The sequence below is a fragment of the Vibrio nigripulchritudo genome (assembly GCF_027924785.1).
GTDB classification, from domain to species: Bacteria; Pseudomonadota; Gammaproteobacteria; order Enterobacterales; family Vibrionaceae; genus Vibrio; species Vibrio nigripulchritudo.
This window is the reverse complement of record NZ_AP027049.1, coordinates 3,223,263-3,243,286: the sequence shown is the minus strand read 5'-3', so window position 1 is coordinate 3,243,286 and position 20,024 is coordinate 3,223,263. Positions and strand designations below refer to the sequence as shown.

The following is a 20,024-nucleotide window of genomic DNA, read 5'->3' as shown; positions in this document are numbered from 1 at the left end:
CTAAATCAACAAATAAAGCCCCGAAACCTTCGGGGCTTTACTATTTTTAAAGTAGAGTAATAAGAATGATCTTGATAATTAGGGTCTGTTGACCTTTCGCGGTTAAATTTTGTTCGAGTTCTATGTGCTTTAATCGCGGCGCAAGGTCTTTCGCTTAGTCATTCTAAGCAAATACCTTGCAACAAAGAGTAAAGCGCATAGAACCGAACCCTTTGGGCAGCATTTGTGGCTCCTTTCTACTGCGTTACCGCTTATTGATGTAGAGCGACTACACCGAATAAGCGCTGCCTTGTATAAAGAACCCACAAATGGCTGCAAAAATCATCTCGAAAGGTCAACAGACCCTAGCATGTTGCACCGATCATCAAACTAATAAAACAGGGAGGTTGGAAACGGAATGCAGTTCAATTCGTGGTTTTCCGCTAACAGCTCGATCAAAAGAAAGCTCTGGCTAATCACTGTTTTTATACTGGCGGTGGTGTCAGTTTTTACATGGATATCCATTTCCTCACTCAGCGCCTATCAACAGGCAAATACGGAATATCGTGAAGAAGTGTCTTCACGCATCAACTTGCTTCAGCAGCTTCGGTATCAGTTAGGGTATGACGGGGCGATTCATCAATTCAAAAACTACGTACTACGTGGAAAAAATAAAGATCGCGATGCCTCTTTAGAACGCTTTAAACAAGCAAAATTGGTCATTGCTGAATACAAAACACTGAACCTAACTATTTCTGAAAAGCACGCTCTTGAAGCGGTCGATCGTGTCATCACCGAATACCAAAGTAAACTCTTCCAATTACCCGTAGAATATCATCAAAGTCTGACCATAGATCAAATTGATGACCAGGCAAGAGTCGATGATGAACCCGCGATTCATGCACTCAATAATCTGGAACATACCGCTAAGGATCGCGAAGCGGAACAACTGACCAAGGTAAATGCGCTGTTTTCTGAAATGCGATGGAAAGTCGTGATAGCGACTATCGTGATTTTTTTGGTTTCCATTGTATGTATGACCTGGCTCTACCGAACCCTGACCCGCCGATTAAAACAGTTTGCTCAATACAGCGAAAAGCTACAAAAGAGTGTCTACCACCATGAGCCCGCTCAAAACGAAACGCTTTCCTGGGAAGGAGATGAACTGAATGAGATCGCAGGTAACCTTGAAAAAATCATCGAGCTTTTAAGGTGCGAAAAAGATCGGGCAGAGCAGTCGAGCAGATCAAAAACAGAATTTCTTGCGGTGGTGTCCCATGAAATCCGAACACCCATGAACGGTGTATTGGGAATTGCGCAGTTACTGCAAAAAACGGACTTGAGTGACAGTCAGCGAAGTCATCTGCAAAACCTCCATGAGTCAGGTGAGCACATGATGACGCTGCTTAACGAGATCCTGGATTTTTCCAAGATAGAGCAGGGAAAATTCGAGCTCGATAATCATCCTTTTGCCTTCACTCACCTAATGGGATCGGTCAGTAGCATCTACCAGTCGTTGGCAGAAGAAAAAGGTGTCGATCTCTATATCGATAATAAAGTTGCTCCAGACCGTTGGGTGAACTCCGACAAAGCGCGTGTTCGTCAGGTGATGTTTAACTTGTTGAACAACGCCATTAAGTTTACCGAAAAAGGCTTTATAGAACTGAAAGTTGAAGAGCAAATTGAAGGTGAAAAAACGGTTTTGACGGTCTCTATCAAAGATACTGGAATCGGTATGAGCGAAGAGACACTCAAACGCTTATTCAATCCGTTTGAACAGGCCGACAGCTCTACCACTCGAAAATACGGCGGTACAGGGCTTGGATTATCCATTGTCTTCCGGCTGGTGAAACAAATGGGTGGAGACATCAAAGTAGCCAGCGAGATCGAAATGGGGAGCTGTTTCACTGTTACCATGCCACTAGCACTTGCTGAGCCTCAGCTTGCGGTTGTGCAAGATACCCGACCACTCAATTACAACGGACTCACAGCGCTGATTGTTGAAGACAACCGACTTAATGCTATGGTGCTCCAGTCTATGCTCAAGCAATGCGGGTTTGTAACCGAGTGCATTGAGAATGGCGAACTGGCTTATGAGCTGACGAAAACCAAGGCCTTCAACCTGATATTGATGGACAACCACATGCCAGTGAAAGATGGCATTGAGGCAACGTACCTGATTCGTCAGGACTCACTCAATAAGAACACGTTGATTCTTGGCTGCACCGCTGATTTGTTTAAAGAGACTCGAGACAAGATGAAACAGGCAGGGGTCGATAATCTGATTGCCAAACCTGTGGTGGAGCGGGAGTTGCACGAAACGTTAAGCAGTTACGCGGAAAAGCTGTTTCCGAATGGGATTATCTACAAGCAAACTGAAAGCGCTAACACACACGCAGACACCGATACCGTAGACATCAATCTCATTATGCGCAAAAACGCTGTCGCTTATGACGTGATGCCAGTGTTTATTAACAATGTGATTGAAGAGGCGTTATCAGCGGTGACGGATCTGAATACAGCGCAACAAAATCAGGATTTGGAAAATATAACAGCAAGTGCGAAGGTACTCAGTAGTCTGTTCGAGAAAGTTGCGTTGTCTGGCATGGTAGTGCTGGCGGATCTGGTGGCTAAGCAGAAAAAAATGGATGACCAACAGATTAATCAACTGTTCGAGCTTACCCATCAGTGGCTTGATGAGTTATGTCTTATCGCGGAAGAATGTGGATGAAAAAAGGGCTCTGAGAGCCCTTTTAAATTTCATGTGAGAATAAGTTTGTTAAGCGGTCTTGGCTGTTGAAGAAGGTGTTTCTTCGTCTGCCAGTTCCGTTTCTCCTTTCCCTTTTGATGTCTTAATAACGTATGCGGTAATCAGCAGTGCTGTCACAATGCCACCCACAGTAGAGACGTTCATCGGCAAACCAAAACCAAGCTGGCTATTACTCATGATAAAGCTCACACATACCGTTGTCATAAAGATAGCAGGGACAGTGGTAATCCAATGCAGTTTGTTGTGACGTAGCAGGTATGCAGAAGCTGTCCATAGCATCATGGTTGCTGTCGACTGGTTTGCAAATCCGAAGTAGCGCCAGATAACACCGAAATCAACCTGAGTCAGAATACCGCCAAGAACAAACAGTGGAACAGCCATCAATAAGCGGTTGCGTAGTGTCTTCTGCTCCATGTTGAAGTATTCAGCCAGAATCAGGCGGCTAGAGCGGAACGCAGTATCACCAGAAGTGATTGGAAGAATCACCACGCCCAGGAATGCCAGAACACCACCAAATACACCAAGCAGACCAAACGAAGCGCTGTACACAACGTTACCCGGACCACCATTTGCAATGGCTTCAGATAAGGAATCCACCGAGCCGAAGAAAGACAGAGCCAGTGCACACCAGATAAGTGCAATGACACCTTCACCGATCATCGCACCGAAGAAGATGAAGCGACCGTTCTTTTCGTTTTGCATGCAGCGGGCCATCAGAGGAGACTGCGTAGCGTGGAAACCAGAGATAGCACCACATGCGATGGTGATAAACAGTGCTGGCCAAAGAGGCAGGTCATTAGGATTCATGTTAGTGAACATGTCCGTGACTTCAAAACCACCCATAACCGTATGCTCATCAGACAGAGCAATGGCAGAAATCAGACCAACCGACATAAAGATAAGTAGTGCCCCAAATACTGGGTAGAAGCGACCAATGATTTTGTCGACAGGAACAACGGTCGCAATGATGTAGTAAGCAAAAATGATCACTACCATGCTAGTCATAGTAACGGAAAAGTCCGTCTGGTCATTGATGAGGTTCGTAATCATGCCAGCGGGAGCGGAAACAAACACCACACCAACAAGCAGCAGAAGAATAATGGCAAATATATTCATAAAGTGTTTTGCGCCATTACCCAGGTAGCGACCTGTGATGCTTGGTACAGATGCTCCGCCGTTGCGCACAGAAAGCATGCCAGAGAAGTAGTCGTGTACCGCACCTGCGAAGATACAACCCAGTACGATCCACAACATGGCTGCAGGGCCATACAATGCTCCCATGATTGGACCAAAAATAGGTCCCACGCCTGCAATGTTCAGTAGCTGAACCAGGTACACTTTTTTGTTCGACATGGGAACATAGTCCACGCCGTCTTGTTTTGAGTAAGCGGGTGTCTGTCGGTTTTCTTTGATTCCGAATACCTTCTCTACAAACGTCCCATAAATAAAGTAGCCGCCAATCAGTGCAGCGACACACATGAGAAACCACAACATATTTCACGCCCCGTGTCTTGTTTTAACCTTTCAGACTGGATAATACGCTTCCCTCATGTCCACTTCATTCTGCTTGGTCGTGAGTGGTGGAATAGCAAGTTAAGTGGTAGTTATCAGAAATAAGTGGTTTGAACAAAAATACAAAAACAGATAAGTCGCAGAGCTGAGAATATGGCTTTTGAAGAGAAAGTGGCTTTGTCATAACCTCATGAAAATAAGAAATATGTTGCTATAAAATCTGTCTCTATATTGAGAATTTATGAGGTAAAGCAATTGTAACCAGCCTTGAGTTTTCTCTACGGCTCGGCTAGATATGAGCATAAATAAAAAGAAAATGAGCTAATTAATAAATTGAATGCGAAAGCACGAGATTTAGCCCAACTACAAAACGTCATGGCTTGATGAGATGGATATTTGTGTAGGGGGAGAATGATGAATACCATTCCCGTAGGCGTGCTTTATTCCAGCCAAAGTCAGTATAGAAAAGTCAGTTACCAGACATTAATCGGCACTCAGTTCGGCATTGCTCAGGTTAATGCAAATCCACATTTCGACTTCAAGCTCGGAGCCGTACACAAAGATCCGTTTGGCCAGAAAAATACCTACATTAATCATGCTCGTCAGCTACAAAAGCAGGGTATTGAACACCTTTTCGGAACCACGACTATCGATTCCCGATTATGTGTGCTGGAATCGATGGAAGGCGATTCAGCTCTGCTCTGGTCTTCCGCTTTATCTGGCAAACAGCAGCACTTCGATTCGCTGGTTGAATTTGGCGCATCCCCAGACAGTTACTTGTTGCCACTTCTCGAATACGCCTTTCAGGAAGAAGGGACAAAGTGTGCCATCGTAAGCCCGAATGACCAGCTTGGCTGGGAACTCAGTGAGATGACGACCTCATATGTCAAAACTGGCGGTGGGACTCTTACCTTTGACAACTACTACCGTGAAGGTTGCCGTACTTTCCACTACACCATTCGTTCATTGTTGACTCACCGACCCGACTTCGTTGTGAATCACTTGATGGGGGAGGCGAGTTACGCCTTTTTGACTGAGCTGAACAGAGACTGGGATGGACGCCCACTCACAGTACTCTGCTCACACATGAGCCGCAGCGAATCCGTGGCACTGGGCAAACTGGACAAGATTAGCGTACTCAATGCGAGTTGCTTCTTCGAGCCTGTTAACCCGTTATTTACTCAACGGGTATATCGCGATCTGTCTAAAGTCTACGTGTCAGGCGGCTTTGTTTCAGCCTACCTGTCTGTTCTGGCCTTTGGGTATGCGGTCAACCTTGCTAAATCGACAGAGCCAGGTGCTGTTCGTCAGGCTCTAGAGGACGTTCATTTGCCGACGCCTTTTGGCGACTCCGTTTCGGTACTCGAACAACGCATTGAGTTACCTACATATCTGGCGGAATTGAGTGGCGACAATGTGACTTTAATTCAAGCTTCTTCCGATATCTCAATGCGTCCGGCTCATACTGCAAAATCCAATCGACTCGTATTGGAATAAATCAGGCAAAATCAGGCGTTTCATCGTACACTGATAATTCAATATAACGATCAGGTATGGCGATGAAACAACGATTAGTGGCTTTAGTGATGGGACTCTTGCTGGTCGGCTGCACCGGCAGCGAATTCTTATCGGGTGACAGTGATTGGTATTCGATCGGTTACCGCGATGGTGTGAAAGGGCAGACTCAACGTTCTTTTCAGGATTTAGCGGAATATGGGCAGGTTAATCATGCCGATTACGATCAGGGTTACCTGGTTGGTGTTCAGGAGTATTGTAACCCGGCATTTGCGTATCAAATTGGCTTATCTGGCAGCTTTTACGAAGGTGTATGTGAAGGAATGCCAGATGCGCAGAAATTCCGAATGGAGTGGCAAAGAGGCTGGAATCAAAGATCGGGGAATGGCGAATAGCCTTCCCCAAATAAAATCTAAACCAGATCCTGAACGGCTTTTCTCAAGAATCCCTGCTGTTTTGATAGCTGCGCTTTTGCGCTGCTTAAATCCATTCCCGTTAATATCATCAGAATAGCCAGTTTCACATCATACTGAGTCTCAATTAACATGGTTTTCGCGTCTTCTTTACTGCATTCTGTCGCCTGAACAACAATACGCACGGCTCTTGCAATCAACTTTTCATTACTGGCTTTCACATCCACCATCAGGTTTTGATAGCTCTTACCAATTCGGATCATACTGGCAGTCGTCAGCATATTGAGTACTAGCTTTTGAGCGGTGCCAGACTTCAGGCGTGTAGAACCTGTCAGTGCTTCGGGACCCACAACAGGGCTGATTGCCAGTTTGGCACACTGTGCGATCGGGGATTCTGGGTTACAGGACAGCGCAATGCTGTAAGCACCAATGTGATTGGCGTATTCCAGACCACCAATTACATAAGGCGTTCTTCCGCTTGCAGCGATTCCGACAACCACATCATTTAAACTGAGCGAGATTTTTTCCAGGTCTTGCTGACCAAAAGCTTGGCTGTCTTCTGCCCCTTCTTTGGCTTTGAACATCGCGTCTTTTCCGCCAGCTATCAAACCAATCACCATCTGATCAGAAACCCCAAAGGTAGGCGGGCATTCAGACGCATCCAGAACACCTAACCGACCACTGGTCCCCGCACCAATGTAAATCAGCCTTCCCCCTTTTTGAAAAGCTTCAGCAATTCGATCAACCGCTTTAGCAATCTGAGGCAGTTCCTTTTCAATCGCAGCAGGGACCTGTTTATCCTGATGATTAAGCTTTTTGACGATATCCAGAGAGGAGAGTAAGTCAATGTCCATGGTTTCTGGGTTTCGACCTTCAGAGACCAAATGCGCCAAAGCAGAAAGTAATGCGTCGTTAGCCATGATGTTGCCTTATGAGCTTTAGTTTGAAGGATATATTACACCCAAAGAGGCAGGCTTGCTTGCTCCTGTGACTTCAGGAAGGTTGCTTGGCAATCCATGAATACGTCTATGAGCCAGCCAAGCAAAAGCCATGGCTTCCATGAACTCACTGTCGATACCGCGATCTTTGGTGTCCGCTACTGTCCAATCAGGAAGTAATGTACCCAGTCGCTCCATTAGGGCGGGGTTCATTGCACCACCACCGCATACCAGCAAGGTAGGGGCGGCACCTGATACGTGCTTTTCTACCTCCTGAGCGATACTGACTGCGGTTAGCTCAAGTAACGTTGCCTGAATGTCTTCAATGGTGTGGTTATTTACGGACTCAAACTGTGCCAACCAGTTTACATTGAATAGCTCTCGCCCCGTGCTTTTCGGGGAAGGTAACTCAAAATAGGCTTCATTTAAAAACTGGTTGAGAAGGACTGGTACCACCTTTCCGGAACGGGCAAGTTGACCGTCTTTATCGTATGGTGAATGGGTATGTTTGAAGCACCAGGCGTCCATCAACATATTCCCGGGGCCTGTGTCGTAGCCAACTGTGGGGTGAGTTGGGTGCAATACAGAGATATTTGCAATGCCGCCAATATTCAGGATAACCGTTGTAGAGTCGCAACTGCCAAACAGCCAGCGATGAAAAGCAGGAACCAGCGGAGCACCTTGACCACCTAATGCCATGTCTTTTCGACGAAAATCAGCCACGGTATCAATCCCCGTCTCTACTGCGATGAGGTTTGCGTCACCAAGCTGCATGGTGAATCGGGGAGCAGTATCTGGCTGATGAAACAAGGTTTGACCGTGGCAACCAACCGCTCGGATGCTTTCTGAGGAGAGTTCTTTAGCCTCGATAAACGTATTCACACTTTCAGCAAACAGCTTACCCAAATCGTGGTCGAGTTCCCCAATCGCTTTCACGCTGGTGGTTTGCCCTTCGCATACCGAGAGGACTCGCTGTTTTACCTCTGGTGGCATTGGATGTACGTAGCTATCAATAAGCGTGATGTCATTTTCTGAGATTTCTACCAGCGCAACGTCAACGCCATCCAGACTCGTTCCTGACATGACGCCAATGTAGTATTCGTTTTGATTTGCCACGTAGCTCTCCCTAACGTGAAATTGACTGACTCCACGATTCAATATCTGTAATAATAAAGCGATCGTTTGAATATCAATATATTAACCTTAACTCGGGATAACAAGAGGCATACTTATGGGACCACTCTGGATAGATGTTGCAGGCTATGAGTTAGATGCAGAAGACAAAGAGATTTTGCAGCATCCGACGGTGGGTGGAGTCATCTTATTTGCGCGAAACTATCACGACAATGAACAGCTTCTCGCGTTGAATGCCAGTATCCGCAAAGCTGCCAAGCGCCCGATACTGATTGGTGTTGATCAGGAAGGGGGGCGAGTCCAGAGATTCAAAGAAGGCTTTAGCCTTATTCCTCCCGCGCAGGATTTTGCCAAACATAACCAAGGTCTTGAACTGGCGGAGCAGGCAGGCTGGCTCATGGCAGCCGAGCTGATTGCTCATGATGTCGATTTGAGCTTCGCTCCTGTTCTAGACAAAGGGCACGATTGCAAAGCTATTGGTAACCGAGCGTTTGGTGAAGATAAAGAAACCATACTGAGTCACAGCCAGGCTTATATGAAAGGTATGAAAGCGGTAGGAATGGCGACCACAGGCAAACATTTCCCGGGGCATGGCGGCGTTATTACTGATACGCACCATGAGACGGCGATTGATGAGCGCGACTCCATTTTTGAACAGGATATGGCGATATTCAAAGCGCATATCGATGCAGGTGTGATTGATGCCATGATGCCTGCCCATGTTATTTTCCCTGAATACGATCCCGCGCCAGCCAGCGGAAGTGCTTACTGGCTTAAAAAGGTGTTAAGGGAGCAGCTTGGTTTTCAGGGAATCGTCTTTTCTGATGATTTAAGTATGGAAGGTGCAGGCGTAATGGGAACCCCAGCAGAACGTACAAAGCAGTCTCTTGATGCAGGATGCGACATGCTGCTGATGTGCAATAATCGGGACTACACCGTGAGCGCGTTGGATAATCTACCGATTTCAGAAGTCCCTAATGCTCACCATTTGCTGAAAAAGCAGAGTTTTTCGTTAGCTGAATTGCGATTGAGTCACGAGTGGAAGCAAGCAACTGAAGCCATGAAACGGATGTTAGAAAGCTAGTTACCTCGTCGAATATTACTGCCGTGCATCCTGATTTCACGGCAGTTTTCTATTGGATCCCTAAAGTTTCTTTCAGGCTTTTTAGGTATCGTCTGCTCACCGGGACGGGTTTCCCGCTGTGAGTGATTATTTCAGCAAGCCCGTGTTCTAACAGTTTAATTTCTCGAATCGCCTGAGTGTTGACCAGATATTGCCGATGGCAGCGAAGCAGAGGCGTTTTCTGCTCCAAAACTTTCAAGGTTAACTGGCTGGTGGCGGTCTGCTCAGCGGTTTTTACTTGAACCCCCGATATGTCGGTGAAAGCAAATTCCACCTCTGCGATAGGAAAAATGACAATCCGATTGTGCCCGACACAAGGCACCTGCTCCAGCTTATCTTTGATCATTGGGGAGTAATCTACGGGCTGTTTGAGTTCAGCCGTTTTCACCAGTCTGGCAACACACTTCTCAAGCCTTTTTTGTTCGACGGGCTTAAGCAAATAATCAAAAGCATTCTCTTCAAATGCCTGAATCGCATATTGATCGTAAGCAGTGACAAATACGACGTTAGGCATGTTGTCCGGGTCGAGCATAGAGAGCAGCTCGATGCCGCTGACCTGTGGCATATGGATATCAAGGAAGACCACATCGGGTTTCAGGCTGTGGATCTTTTTCAATCCTTCAATTGCATTGGACGCCTGATCGATAATTTCGATTTTTTGTGTTTCCAGGAGCAGTTCCGTTAGCTCTTCTCTGGCGAATAATTCGTCATCTATGACAATCGCGGTCAGCATTCGTGTGCCTCTGTATTCGGTAGTGTAAAACTCATTCGAGTGTATTCGTGTGGCAGACAGTCAATCTTCAATGCGGATGACTTACCCAACTGATTGGTCAGTCTTTTATTGACGATGTCTAGCCCCAAACCAGAGTGTCCATGCTCTGGAGTGGTGTACAACCCCGCATTATCCTCCACTACGATGGAGTAGTGGTTGTCTGTAAACTGGCTGTATATCCGGACTTTACCATTTTCCAACAGCTGAGAAATACCATGTTTGATAGCATTTTCGACAAGAGGCTGTAGGGTAAAACTTGGGATGATTTTTTCGAGTAAGGCATCGTCTATTGCCCATTCGACTTCAAGCCGGTCGCTGAACCGTGCTTTTTCGATCGTCAGGTAGGCATTCACATGATCGAGTTCTTCTTTTAGCCTGACGGTCTCAATGTTCTGTTTTAAGTTGCTACGGAAAAAGCGCGAAAGATGCTGGATGAGCTCTCTTGCTTTGTCAGGATCTCTTCGTGTGATAGCACTGATGGTATTCAGCGCATTGAACAGAAAATGAGGGTTTACCTGAGCATGCAATAACTTGATTTCAGCTTGTGTCAGCAGAGTCTGCTGTTCTTGGTAATCCCCATACAAGACCTGACTGGAAAGCAGTTGAGCTATGCCTTCTGCCATCGACATGTTTATGGTTGAAAACAGCTTTCTCTTTGGTTCATAGAGCTTGATGGTGCCTATCACATCTTCTCCCGCTTTTAGCGGAATAATTAATGCTGAACCCAATTTGCAGTCGTTGGAAATTGAGCATTGGTAGGGGCGTGTGGTGCCATCTAAGTAAATGATTTTATTATTTTGAATTGCATCAATGGTGCTTTTGGATGAAATAGGGGTGTTCGGTTTATGGTGGTCGTCTCCAATCCCGACAAAAGCCAGGATTTTGTCCTTATCGGTTATTGAAACTGCGCCCACATTCGTCTCTTCGTAGACAATACGAGCAATTTTGTTCGCGTTGTCCGCATTGAATCCTGAACTAAGGATACCCACCGACCGTTCTGCTATTGTCAGAGCCCTTCGGGAAAAGGCGGCTGAGTACTTCTCAAAGATGGTTTTTCTGTCTTGAAGAATGCTCATGAACAGCATGGCACCCACTGAGTTCGCGATGATCATTGGTGCTGCAATGGCGCTCACTAACTGGTAAGCCTGATCGAAAGGTTTCGCGACTGCCAGAATGATTGCCATCTGAACGATTTCTGCAAATAAGGTCACAGAGAACACGACGATAGGATTAAACAGCTGGCTGGTTTTGCCCCGTCGAACATAGTAGCTGTGGAGCAATCCGCCAATAAGCCCTTCGGCAGTGGTCGAAATAGCGCAGGCAAGATCGGTGAATCCACCGAGCGAATACCGGTGCAGCCCCCCAGTTAATCCAACTGCAAACCCGACAACGGGGCCTCCAAACAGCCCGCCCATAACGGCTCCAATGGCACGGGTGTTGGCGATGGCATCGTTGATCTGAAGACCGAAATAAGTGCCCATAATGCAGAACAACGAAAACAGGACATAACAGCTGAGTTTGTGGCTTAAGCTGGAAGAAATATTAAGCAAGGGCAAAAAGATGGGTGTTTTGCTCAGCATATAGGCTAAGACAAGGTACACGCACATTTGCTGAAGCAAAGACAAAATTAAATCCATAGCCATTCCTGAAGGAGGGTTTTTCGCTATTTTAATCGATATTCTTCTAAAGTAGGAAAAGAACCGTGTTTATATGGGGTGTAAATTAATATTTACAGTAAATGTTTTTTTAAGTTTACGCTTGAAATACTTTTTTTAGCTGTTATTTTGTTCGTTATTGGATGTATAGCTCGCTGATTGAAGTGAGTGTAATTTTAAGTTTACAGGTAATGGGAATGCAAAAAAGCGAATTAAGTAATATACACATCAGCGACGAACAGGTTCTTATCACACCAAACGCACTGAAAGAGAAAATCCCACTCAGCGAAAATGCACGACGATTCATTCAACAGTCTCGTCAGGAAATTGCGAACATTCTGGATAAAAAAGATCATCGCTTGTTAGTGGTATGTGGACCATGTTCCATTCACGACATTGATGCAGCCAAAGAATACGCCAAACGCCTGAAAGCCCTGTCTGAGAAATTGAATGATCAGCTATACATCGTGATGAGAGTTTACTTTGAAAAACCAAGAACGACGGTTGGCTGGAAAGGTTTGATCAACGACCCGCATTTGAATGGGACGTTTGATATTGAGCACGGTCTGCACGTAGCTCGTCAGCTTCTGGTCGATTTGGCTGAAATGGAAATTCCACTGGCAACCGAAGCACTGGACCCTATCAGCCCGCAATACTTAGCGGATACGTTCAGTTGGGCTGCGATTGGTGCCCGTACCACTGAATCTCAGACTCACCGTGAAATGGCGAGTGGTTTGTCTATGCCGGTTGGCTTTAAAAACGGTACGGATGGCAGCTTGGCGACCGCCATTAATGCAATGCAGGCGGCTTCCTCAGGTCACCGTTTTATGGGGATCAATCGCGAAGGTCAGGTTGCGCTACTGACGACGCAAGGTAACCCTCATGGTCATGTCATTTTGCGTGGTGGTAAGCAGACTAACTATGATTCAGTCTCTGTTGCTGAATGTGAAGAAGAAATGGCGAAGTCAGGGCTGGATGCTGCACTGATGGTCGATTGCAGCCACGCTAATTCCCGTAAGGACTTCAGCCGTCAGCCTTTGGTTGCAGAAGATGTAATCCATCAAATCCGTGAAGGAAACAAGTCGATCATCGGTCTGATGATTGAGAGCCACATCAATGAAGGCAATCAGGCGTCAGATATTCCTGTAGATCAGATGGCGTACGGGGTTTCTATCACCGATGCGTGTATCAATTGGGACACAACTGAGGCACTATTAACACATGCACACCAAGAGCTGGTGCCATTTTTAGAAGACAGAATAAAAGACCAATAAGGTAAAAGCTGAATGGCAGTTGAACTGAATGAATTGAGAGATCAAATCGACCTGGTGGATAAACAAATGGTCGATCTGCTAGCCCAAAGGCTAGCACTGGTAGAAAAAGTCGGGGAAGTAAAGAGTGAACACGGGCTACCCATTTATGTCCCCGAGCGTGAAGCCGCAATGCTGGCTTCAAGACGCGAAGAAGCGGAAAAGCAAGGCGTACCGCCTCAGCTGATCGAGGACATCTTGCGTCGCACCATGCGCGAATCGTATACCAGCGAAAAAGATTCAGGATTCAAATGCCTTACCCCAGATCTGGGTTCGGTTGTGATTGTCGGCGGCCATGGTCAGCTTGGTGGTTTGTTTGGTCGCATGTTCCGATTATCTGGCTACAACGTAAAAGTGCTGGGGAGTCAGGATTGGGAGCGTGCTGATGAAATACTGGATGGAGCGGGACTGGTCGTTGTGACGGTGCCGATTCATCTGACAGAGAGTGTCATCGCAAAGCTGGGTAATCTCCCTGAAAACTGCATTCTTTGTGATTTGACCTCGATTAAAGCCAAGCCTCTGGCAGCCATGATGGAAACACATCAAGGTCCGGTAGTTGGTCTTCACCCTATGTTTGGTCCGGATGTACCAAGCCTGGCAAAGCAGGTTGTGGTGTTCTGCGATGGTCGCGGTGAAGACTCCTACCACTGGCTGTTGAAACAAATTGAGATTTGGGGCGCGAGCCTGTGTAAGTGTGAAGCCCAAGAACACGATCATGGTATGACCCTGATCCAGGCTCTGCGCCACTTTACTTCGTTTGCTTATGGTTTGCACCTAAGTGGCGAAAACCCAAATATCGATAATTTGCTTCAACTCAGTTCCCCTATTTATCGGCTGGAGCTGGCAATGGTCGGGCGTTTGTTTGCTCAGGACCCTAACCTGTACGCAGACATCATTTTGTCCTCAGAAGACAATATTGAGATGATCAAACGCTTCCATCAAAGTTTTGGCAGTGCTTTGGAAATGTTGGAAAAAGCCGACAAAACAGCCTTTGTTGAAAGCTTTGAAAAAGTAGGTGACTGGTTTGGGGATTATTCCCAGCAATTTATGGAAGAAAGTCAGAAGCTGCTTAAGCAAGCCAATGACGCCATTCACCGCGGTTAAATAACAGACAAAATAGAAAACGGCTCCTTCTGGAGCCGTTTTGTTTTTCGATGCAGTCAGGTTTAATTGACCACTTCCGTTTCCGTTGCGTTTTTAACTGTATCCACGGAATCTGGTTCTTTACTTGGGTTCTGCGTTAACAAAACCTGCAATTTGACGACGTTACTCATCACATCCACCAGTGATGCCCACTTGATGCTTCGCTCTTTTTCAAACAAAGTATCGAAGCTGTCTGGGGTCCAGTCCATAAAGTGCTTAGGATTTAATGTTCTGCCCAAGAAACGCACTTCGTAATGCAAGTGAGGACCGGTCGAATTGCCAGAGTTACCACAGGTTGCAACCACATCGCCTTTTTTCACGAACTGACCGCTGCGAACTTTAAAACTCTGCAAGTGCGCATAAGACGTCATAAAGCCAAAGGCGTGACGAAGTTTCAACAAGTTTCCGTAACCTTCTCTGCTTGGTCGGCGCAGCTCTACCACACCGTCTGCCGGGGCCAGCACTTGCTCCCCTCGCTGACAGGTTAAATCGATCCCTAAATGGCGATGGCGTTTTCCGGTAATCGGGTTTTTACGGTAACCGTAGCTTGAAGAAATACGTTGATAGATCACCGGGCTGTCGTTTGGAAGCAGTCGGAACATGGTTGCGCGTACAGCCGAGTCAATGGCTGCCGCATCAATCCGTTGCTCCAGTGAAAGCTCGGCATAATCAACCACAGACGTTTCCTGTGTAATGCCAAGGACAGATTCAACATCGTTGACACGTTTACCCAATGTCAGAATCTCGCCTTTCTTCTCTTCCAGCTCTTGAGTCAAAGAGTGGTTGGCACTGATCTGCGCTTCGTAAAGCGCCTTAAACTGATCGCTTTTTTGGTCAAGATAATCAATCTGAGTCTGCGCATGAACGAAACTTTGCTCCGCTCGCGCAAGTGAACTCTCTGCATAGTCTTTTGCAGAAAGGTACTGGTAGATGGATGTGCCCAGGAAACTTGGAAGGGCAAACAGTGAAAGAAGAATACCGGCTGTCGCTTTTCTTCCCACAAAAAAATGCTGTACCCCAGACGAAGTCGGGATAGATATTTGTATTTTTCGAGACATTTATTGCTTGTTAAGCACCTAAATCAGATAGCTGCTCTAATTCTCTATGCAAAAGGGCTTCATCACCAACATTCAGTTCAACCAATCGTTTCAGGTGACTGATGCTGTCAATATCAATATGGTGGATACTTACTCGCATGAACTGGTCGTTCAGCTCCACAATTTCAGCCTCTAATGATATCACAATGTCACTTTCAGGTAACTCGATGTCGACGTCTAACATCGTGTTCTGACTGAGCTGGTGGGTATCTGGCGTGCTAGAAAGCAAAAGTCCATGCAGTGACAGGTCTCGGATTTCGCTGCTCAGGGACAAGTCGCCTTGTATCAGTCTGGCAGGCGCTTGGTAGACAACACGAGAAAATCGACGGCGTTCAATCATAGTTTGCTCTCTTCGGATAAATGCTTAAATTTTGCCCTATGGTACTCCTTCTACGGAGCAAATAGGAAAAGAGTCGGTTAAATTTGTGACGTCTAAGAAATCCAGTTCACTGCTTCTTGATTCATTTCGTACATATAAGAAAAGACCGCCTGGGCGGTCTTTTGCTTGAAAACGTGTCGTTTTTTTACTTAGCGATACGTTTGTACTTGATTCGATGAGGCTCTGCAGCCTGAGCACCAAGCGTTTGTTTCAACCACTCTGTATACTCAGTATAGTTGCCTTCGTAGAAGTTCACCTGACCTTCGTCGCGGTAATCAAGAATGTGAGTAGCGATACGGTCCAGGAACCAACGGTCGTGCGAGATAACCATGGCACAGCCTGGGAATTCAAGCAGCGCTTCTTCCAATGCACGAAGAGTTTCTACGTCCAGGTCGTTGGTCGGTTCATCGAGTAGCAATACGTTACCACCTGCTTTAAGCAGTTTCGCAAGGTGGACACGGTTGCGTTCACCACCAGACAGCTCACCAATGATTTTTTGCTGGTCAACGCCTTTGAAGTTAAAGCGAGAACAGTAAGCACGCGCAGGAATTTCGAAGTTGTTGATCTTGATGATGTCAGAACCTTCAGAAATTTCCTGGAACACGGTTTTGCTGTCGTTCATGCTGTCACGGAACTGCTCAACAGAAGCAAGGCTGACTGTATCGCCCAGTTCGATAGAACCAGAATCCGGTTGCTCTGAACCACTCAGCATCTTAAACAGGGTAGATTTACCTGCACCGTTCGCACCGATGATACCAACGATGGCACCCTTAGGAACACTGAACGACAGGTCATCAATCAGAACGCGATCGCCGAATGATTTGGTAAGGTTGTTGACTTCAATAACCTTGTCACCCAGACGCTCACCTGGCGGAATGAAGAGCTCGTTAGTTTCGTTACGCTTCTGGTGATCGCCGCTTTGCAGTTCTTCAAAACGAGCCATACGTGCTTTGGATTTCGCCTGACGACCTTTCGGGTTTTGACGAACCCACTCCAGCTCTTTCTCAATGGTTTTCTGACGCGCTTTTTCTTGAGCCGCTTCTTGCTTCAGACGAGCATCTTTTTGCTCTAGCCAGGAGGTGTAGTTACCTTCCCATGGGATACCTTCACCACGGTCAAGTTCCAAGATCCAGCCTGCTGCGTTGTCAAGGAAGTAACGGTCGTGGGTAATTGCCACAACAGTACCCGTGTAATCGACAAGGAAACGTTCCAGCCAAGCTACAGATTCTGCATCCAGGTGGTTGGTTGGTTCGTCGAGAAGCAGCATATCTGGCTTCTCAAGAAGCAGACGACAAATGGCCACACGGCGACGCTCACCACCGGACAGGTGCTCGATTTTCTGATCCCATTCAGGAAGACGAAGTGCGTTCGCGGCACGTTCTAGTGAGTTTTCAAGGTTGTGACCGTCTTTCGCCTGAATTAACGCTTCCAGTTCACCTTGTTCTTTCGCCAGTGCATCAAAGTCCGCACCTTCTTCCGCGTATGCCGCGTAAACCGCATCCAGACGTTTTAGCGCGTCAGCAACGTTAGCAACGGCTTCTTCAACCACTTCGCGTACTGTTTTGGATTCATCCAGTACAGGTTCCTGTGGAAGATAGCCTACGTTAAGACCAGGTTGTGGGCGTGCTTCACCATCAATATCGGTATCGATACCAGCCATGATGCGTAGAAGCGTAGATTTACCAGCACCGTTCAGACCCAAAACACCGATTTTTGCTCCTGGGAAGAAGCTTAAAGAGATGTCTTTAAGAATTTGACGCTTAGGTGGCACAATCTTGCTCACCCGCGACATGGTATATACGTATTCAGCCATTGCCGATCTTTCCTGTCGTTCAAAAATTTAGGGCTGTATTTTATACCCAAGTAACCTCAAGATGCTAGGTTGCGAAGGCGATGCTTTGTTTGTCAATTTGTGCGCTTACCAGCGTTAATGGGGCAAAGCGTGTCTGGCATTTGGGATGGGAAAAGAAATTTTACAGAATAGATAGGACTTTTCCGGAACTGGCTGTTTAGATAGAAGTCTAGTGGTATACCCTTGTTTTTCGGTGCTTTCATAACAATACGCCGAATTTGTTCTCAACAAGGGAAAAACAAACCTAAAATTATTCTGAACAGTCAGGTTGTCTCTGACCTGAATATAAAGTATCACTATAAAACTTTGTTCATAAAGTCGTATTAAGATTGCCATGGATAAACTAGGTCGTCAGAACCTAATCCCCAGGTAAAGCATTCAAAAGGACAGGTATTCATGCGAAACATTTCCAAACGGATATGTGTAGCGTATCTGGGCATTTTCTCTGCCTTTTCTGTAGCAGAAGAAAACTCAGATACGTTGATACAAAAGCGGCTGAAGTACGCTCAGGCTCAGTCGTTACTTGATGCAAGAAAAGTGGAAGAATACCAATCGATAAGACCAGACATCGCTGACTATGTACTCACTCCTTATACCGACTATCGGGCCTTTCTAATCGATATTGGCAAACGAAGCATTGAAGAAGTCAGTTATTTTCAAAAGCAACATTACACTCTACCTTTTTCAAAGCGCATTCGCGCTTCCTACTTGGATGGTCTGGCAAAAGAAAAAGACTGGGAAACCATTTTTCGCTACCAGACAACCAAACCGCGTGGTGAAACCTATCAGTGTTATTACTACTACTCTCAGTTGATTCATGGCGATAAGAATCAGGCTTTAAAGGGCGCTGAGTCTCTATGGCTGAGCGGTAGCAGTGTTTCTTCAGCTTGTGATGATTTGTTTGAAGCCTGGCAAAAAGCAGGGCTAAGAACCGACGACAAAGTTTTAGACCGAATGGTGCTGGCGTACGAAGCGCGAAAAGGGCGCATGTTGACCTATTTGAAGAAGCTGCCTGAAAGCAAAAAAGCCAAAGCAGAAGCGGAGAAAATTGCCAAGCTTTACCGTGCTCCACAAGAGATAGGACGCTTCGCTAAAAAGTCGTATGTTACTCCAAGAAATCAAAAGCTTGCCTGGCATGGCTACCGAAAGCTGGCGAGAGCCAATGCCGAGGAAGCGGTTAAGCAGCTCAATCTGGTCGTGTCTGGACAGAAACTGACTTCTGAGCAGAGACAACAACTTGCGGATTACACCGCGTTCAGATTAATCAATACCGATTTCGAAGAACTCATTGTGTGGCGCGACAAGGCTATTGCCAAGTCCAGCAATAGTGCTCTTATTGAGAGAAGAGTGCGCTTAGCGTTGCAACATGCAGACTGGAAAGGTGTAAAAAATTGGATAGCTAAGTTACCAGACGATAAAAAGTCCGGATTACGTTGGCAGTATTGGCTGGCTCGTTCTGAGATTGAGTTGGGCGAAACAGCTTCAGGTGAGCAACGTTTAGAATCCTTGCTTGGTAAGCGCCATTTCTACAGTGTGGTGGCTGCTCAAACCTTGGGTACACCAATCAAATATGACATCAGTAAGAGTGAGCCAGACTCCACTTTGGTAACTCAACATCAGGCGACGTTGGACAGAGTACATGAGTTGATCGCTTTAGATAAAATTGCTGCTGCAAAAAGTGAGTGGCAGTGGTTGTTGCTGCGTTCTTCTGCACAGGAGAAAAAAGCACTGGCTCATTACGCTTCCAACCAGAAGTGGTCTCACCTAACAGTTAAAGCTTCCATTGCAGCAAAAGTATGGGATGAAATTCATCTGCGCTTCCCGATCGCTCACCGCTGGTGGTTTGAGTTTTATGGCGACAAGTACAACATAGAGCCCATTACCCTAATGTCTCTGGCACGCCAGGAAAGTGCGCTGGATGTACAGGCTCGCTCTCCTGTTGGGGCACGAGGCATTATGCAAATTATGCCTGCCACAGCAAAATACACTGCCAGAAAGTTCGGTATTCCTTACAAAACGCCGAAAGAACTGAATGATGTGAAGAAGAATATCGAAATCGGCAGCCAGTATCTGAGCTACCTGCTCGACCAATACGACGGCAACCGTATCTACGCGTTTGCTGCATACAACGCAGGACCTCACCGCGTAAAACGCTGGCGAGAAAACAGCGCACAGAAACTGGATGTTTTTGCCTTTATTGAAGCAATTCCATTCAAAGAAACCCGCGGGTATGTTCAGAATATCTTAATGTTTGAATCGTATTACCGTTTCTTAAGCGGCACGAAAGGCGATTTCCTCACTAAGAATGAAAAGGAAGAGCGATACTAAGAGCAGCAAGAAGCATTGAAGCGCAATAAAATTTGCGCTTCTTTACTGCACCTTCTAGCCACTTGAGTATAAAATGATGAGGAAAAAGTCACTGAGAGAAATTT

At 46.3% G+C, this 20,024-nt stretch carries 15 protein-coding genes; 7 read left to right on the top strand and 8 right to left on the bottom strand.

Annotated elements, in window-relative coordinates:
* Window positions 1-397: 397 nt before the first annotated feature.
* Window positions 398-2,710 (top strand): ATP-binding protein, encoded by a 2,313-nt coding sequence (locus QMG91_RS14805; protein ID WP_281827395.1) that lies wholly within the window; start codon window positions 398-400, stop codon window positions 2,708-2,710.
* A gap of 48 nt (window positions 2,711-2,758) precedes the next feature.
* Here the strand turns inward: QMG91_RS14805 and QMG91_RS14800 are convergent, their stop codons facing one another.
* Window positions 2,759-4,243: a carbon starvation CstA family protein gene (locus QMG91_RS14800; protein ID WP_004397926.1), complete on the bottom strand. Its 1,485-nt coding sequence runs from the start codon at window positions 4,241-4,243 to the stop codon at window positions 2,759-2,761.
* Window positions 4,244-4,672: 429 nt separating this feature from the next.
* On the opposite strand from QMG91_RS14800, the gene QMG91_RS14795 reads away from it, so the two are divergent.
* Together QMG91_RS14795 and QMG91_RS14790 are read left to right on the top strand one after the other, a co-directional pair.
* Window positions 4,673-5,758: a transporter substrate-binding protein gene (locus QMG91_RS14795; RefSeq protein ID WP_281827392.1), complete on the top strand. Its 1,086-nt coding sequence runs from the start codon at window positions 4,673-4,675 to the stop codon at window positions 5,756-5,758.
* Window positions 5,759-5,820: 62 nt separating this feature from the next.
* Window positions 5,821-6,171, top strand: coding sequence for a DUF2799 domain-containing protein (locus QMG91_RS14790; RefSeq protein WP_038196152.1), 351 nt, complete (start codon window positions 5,821-5,823; stop codon window positions 6,169-6,171).
* Between the two features lie 17 nt (window positions 6,172-6,188).
* On the opposite strand, the gene murQ is transcribed toward QMG91_RS14790, so the two are convergent.
* Both murQ and QMG91_RS14780 read right to left on the bottom strand, forming a co-directional pair.
* Entirely contained in the window at window positions 6,189-7,109 is a 921-nt protein-coding gene (gene murQ, locus QMG91_RS14785) for an N-acetylmuramic acid 6-phosphate etherase (protein ID WP_281827389.1), read from the bottom strand.
* A gap of 18 nt (window positions 7,110-7,127) precedes the next feature.
* Window positions 7,128-8,243 carry an anhydro-N-acetylmuramic acid kinase gene (locus tag QMG91_RS14780; protein WP_281827388.1) on the bottom strand — a complete coding sequence of 372 codons (1,116 nt, stop codon included), beginning with the start codon at window positions 8,241-8,243 and terminating at the stop codon, window positions 7,128-7,130.
* 115 nt (window positions 8,244-8,358) lie between these two features.
* Between QMG91_RS14780 and nagZ the strand changes: the two genes are divergently transcribed.
* Entirely contained in the window at window positions 8,359-9,345 is a 987-nt protein-coding gene (nagZ, locus tag QMG91_RS14775; RefSeq protein WP_281827386.1) for a beta-N-acetylhexosaminidase, read from the top strand.
* Between the two features lie 49 nt (window positions 9,346-9,394).
* Here nagZ and btsR read toward each other — a convergent pair whose 3' ends face one another.
* A complete protein-coding gene (gene btsR, locus QMG91_RS14770) occupies window positions 9,395-10,117 on the bottom strand; it encodes a two-component system response regulator BtsR (RefSeq protein WP_022549716.1) in 723 nt (240 codons plus the stop codon).
* Window positions 10,111-11,793: a sensor histidine kinase gene (locus QMG91_RS14765; RefSeq protein WP_281827384.1), complete on the bottom strand. Its 1,683-nt coding sequence runs from the start codon at window positions 11,791-11,793 to the stop codon at window positions 10,111-10,113. Before QMG91_RS14765 ends, btsR begins: the two co-directional genes overlap by 7 nt.
* A 215-nt stretch (window positions 11,794-12,008) precedes the next feature.
* Here QMG91_RS14765 and QMG91_RS14760 point away from each other — a divergent pair, with 215 nt between their 5' ends.
* Together QMG91_RS14760 and tyrA are read left to right on the top strand one after the other, a co-directional pair.
* Window positions 12,009-13,085: a 3-deoxy-7-phosphoheptulonate synthase gene (locus QMG91_RS14760; RefSeq protein ID WP_004397935.1), complete on the top strand. Its 1,077-nt coding sequence runs from the start codon at window positions 12,009-12,011 to the stop codon at window positions 13,083-13,085.
* Window positions 13,086-13,097: 12 nt separating this feature from the next.
* A complete protein-coding gene (gene tyrA, locus QMG91_RS14755; protein WP_281827366.1) occupies window positions 13,098-14,225 on the top strand; it encodes a bifunctional chorismate mutase/prephenate dehydrogenase in 1,128 nt (375 codons plus the stop codon).
* Between the two features lie 62 nt (window positions 14,226-14,287).
* Here tyrA and QMG91_RS14750 read toward each other — a convergent pair whose 3' ends face one another.
* The 3 genes from QMG91_RS14750 to ettA form a co-directional block, all read right to left on the bottom strand.
* Complete coding sequence (locus tag QMG91_RS14750) at window positions 14,288-15,322, bottom strand: M23 family metallopeptidase (RefSeq protein WP_022549719.1); 1,035 nt, start codon at window positions 15,320-15,322, stop codon at window positions 14,288-14,290.
* A gap of 10 nt (window positions 15,323-15,332) precedes the next feature.
* Window positions 15,333-15,701, bottom strand: a complete 369-nt coding sequence (locus tag QMG91_RS14745) for a PilZ domain-containing protein (RefSeq protein ID WP_022589857.1) — start codon at window positions 15,699-15,701, stop codon at window positions 15,333-15,335.
* 184 nt (window positions 15,702-15,885) lie between these two features.
* A complete protein-coding gene (ettA, locus tag QMG91_RS14740; protein ID WP_281827362.1) occupies window positions 15,886-17,553 on the bottom strand; it encodes an energy-dependent translational throttle protein EttA in 1,668 nt (555 codons plus the stop codon).
* A 435-nt stretch (window positions 17,554-17,988) separates the two neighbouring features.
* Between ettA and sltY the strand changes: the two genes are divergently transcribed.
* On the top strand, window positions 17,989-19,920 hold the full coding sequence (gene sltY / locus QMG91_RS14735) for a murein transglycosylase (RefSeq protein ID WP_281827361.1): 1,932 nt from the start codon (window positions 17,989-17,991) through the stop codon (window positions 19,918-19,920).
* Window positions 19,921-20,024: the final 104 nt, after the last annotated feature.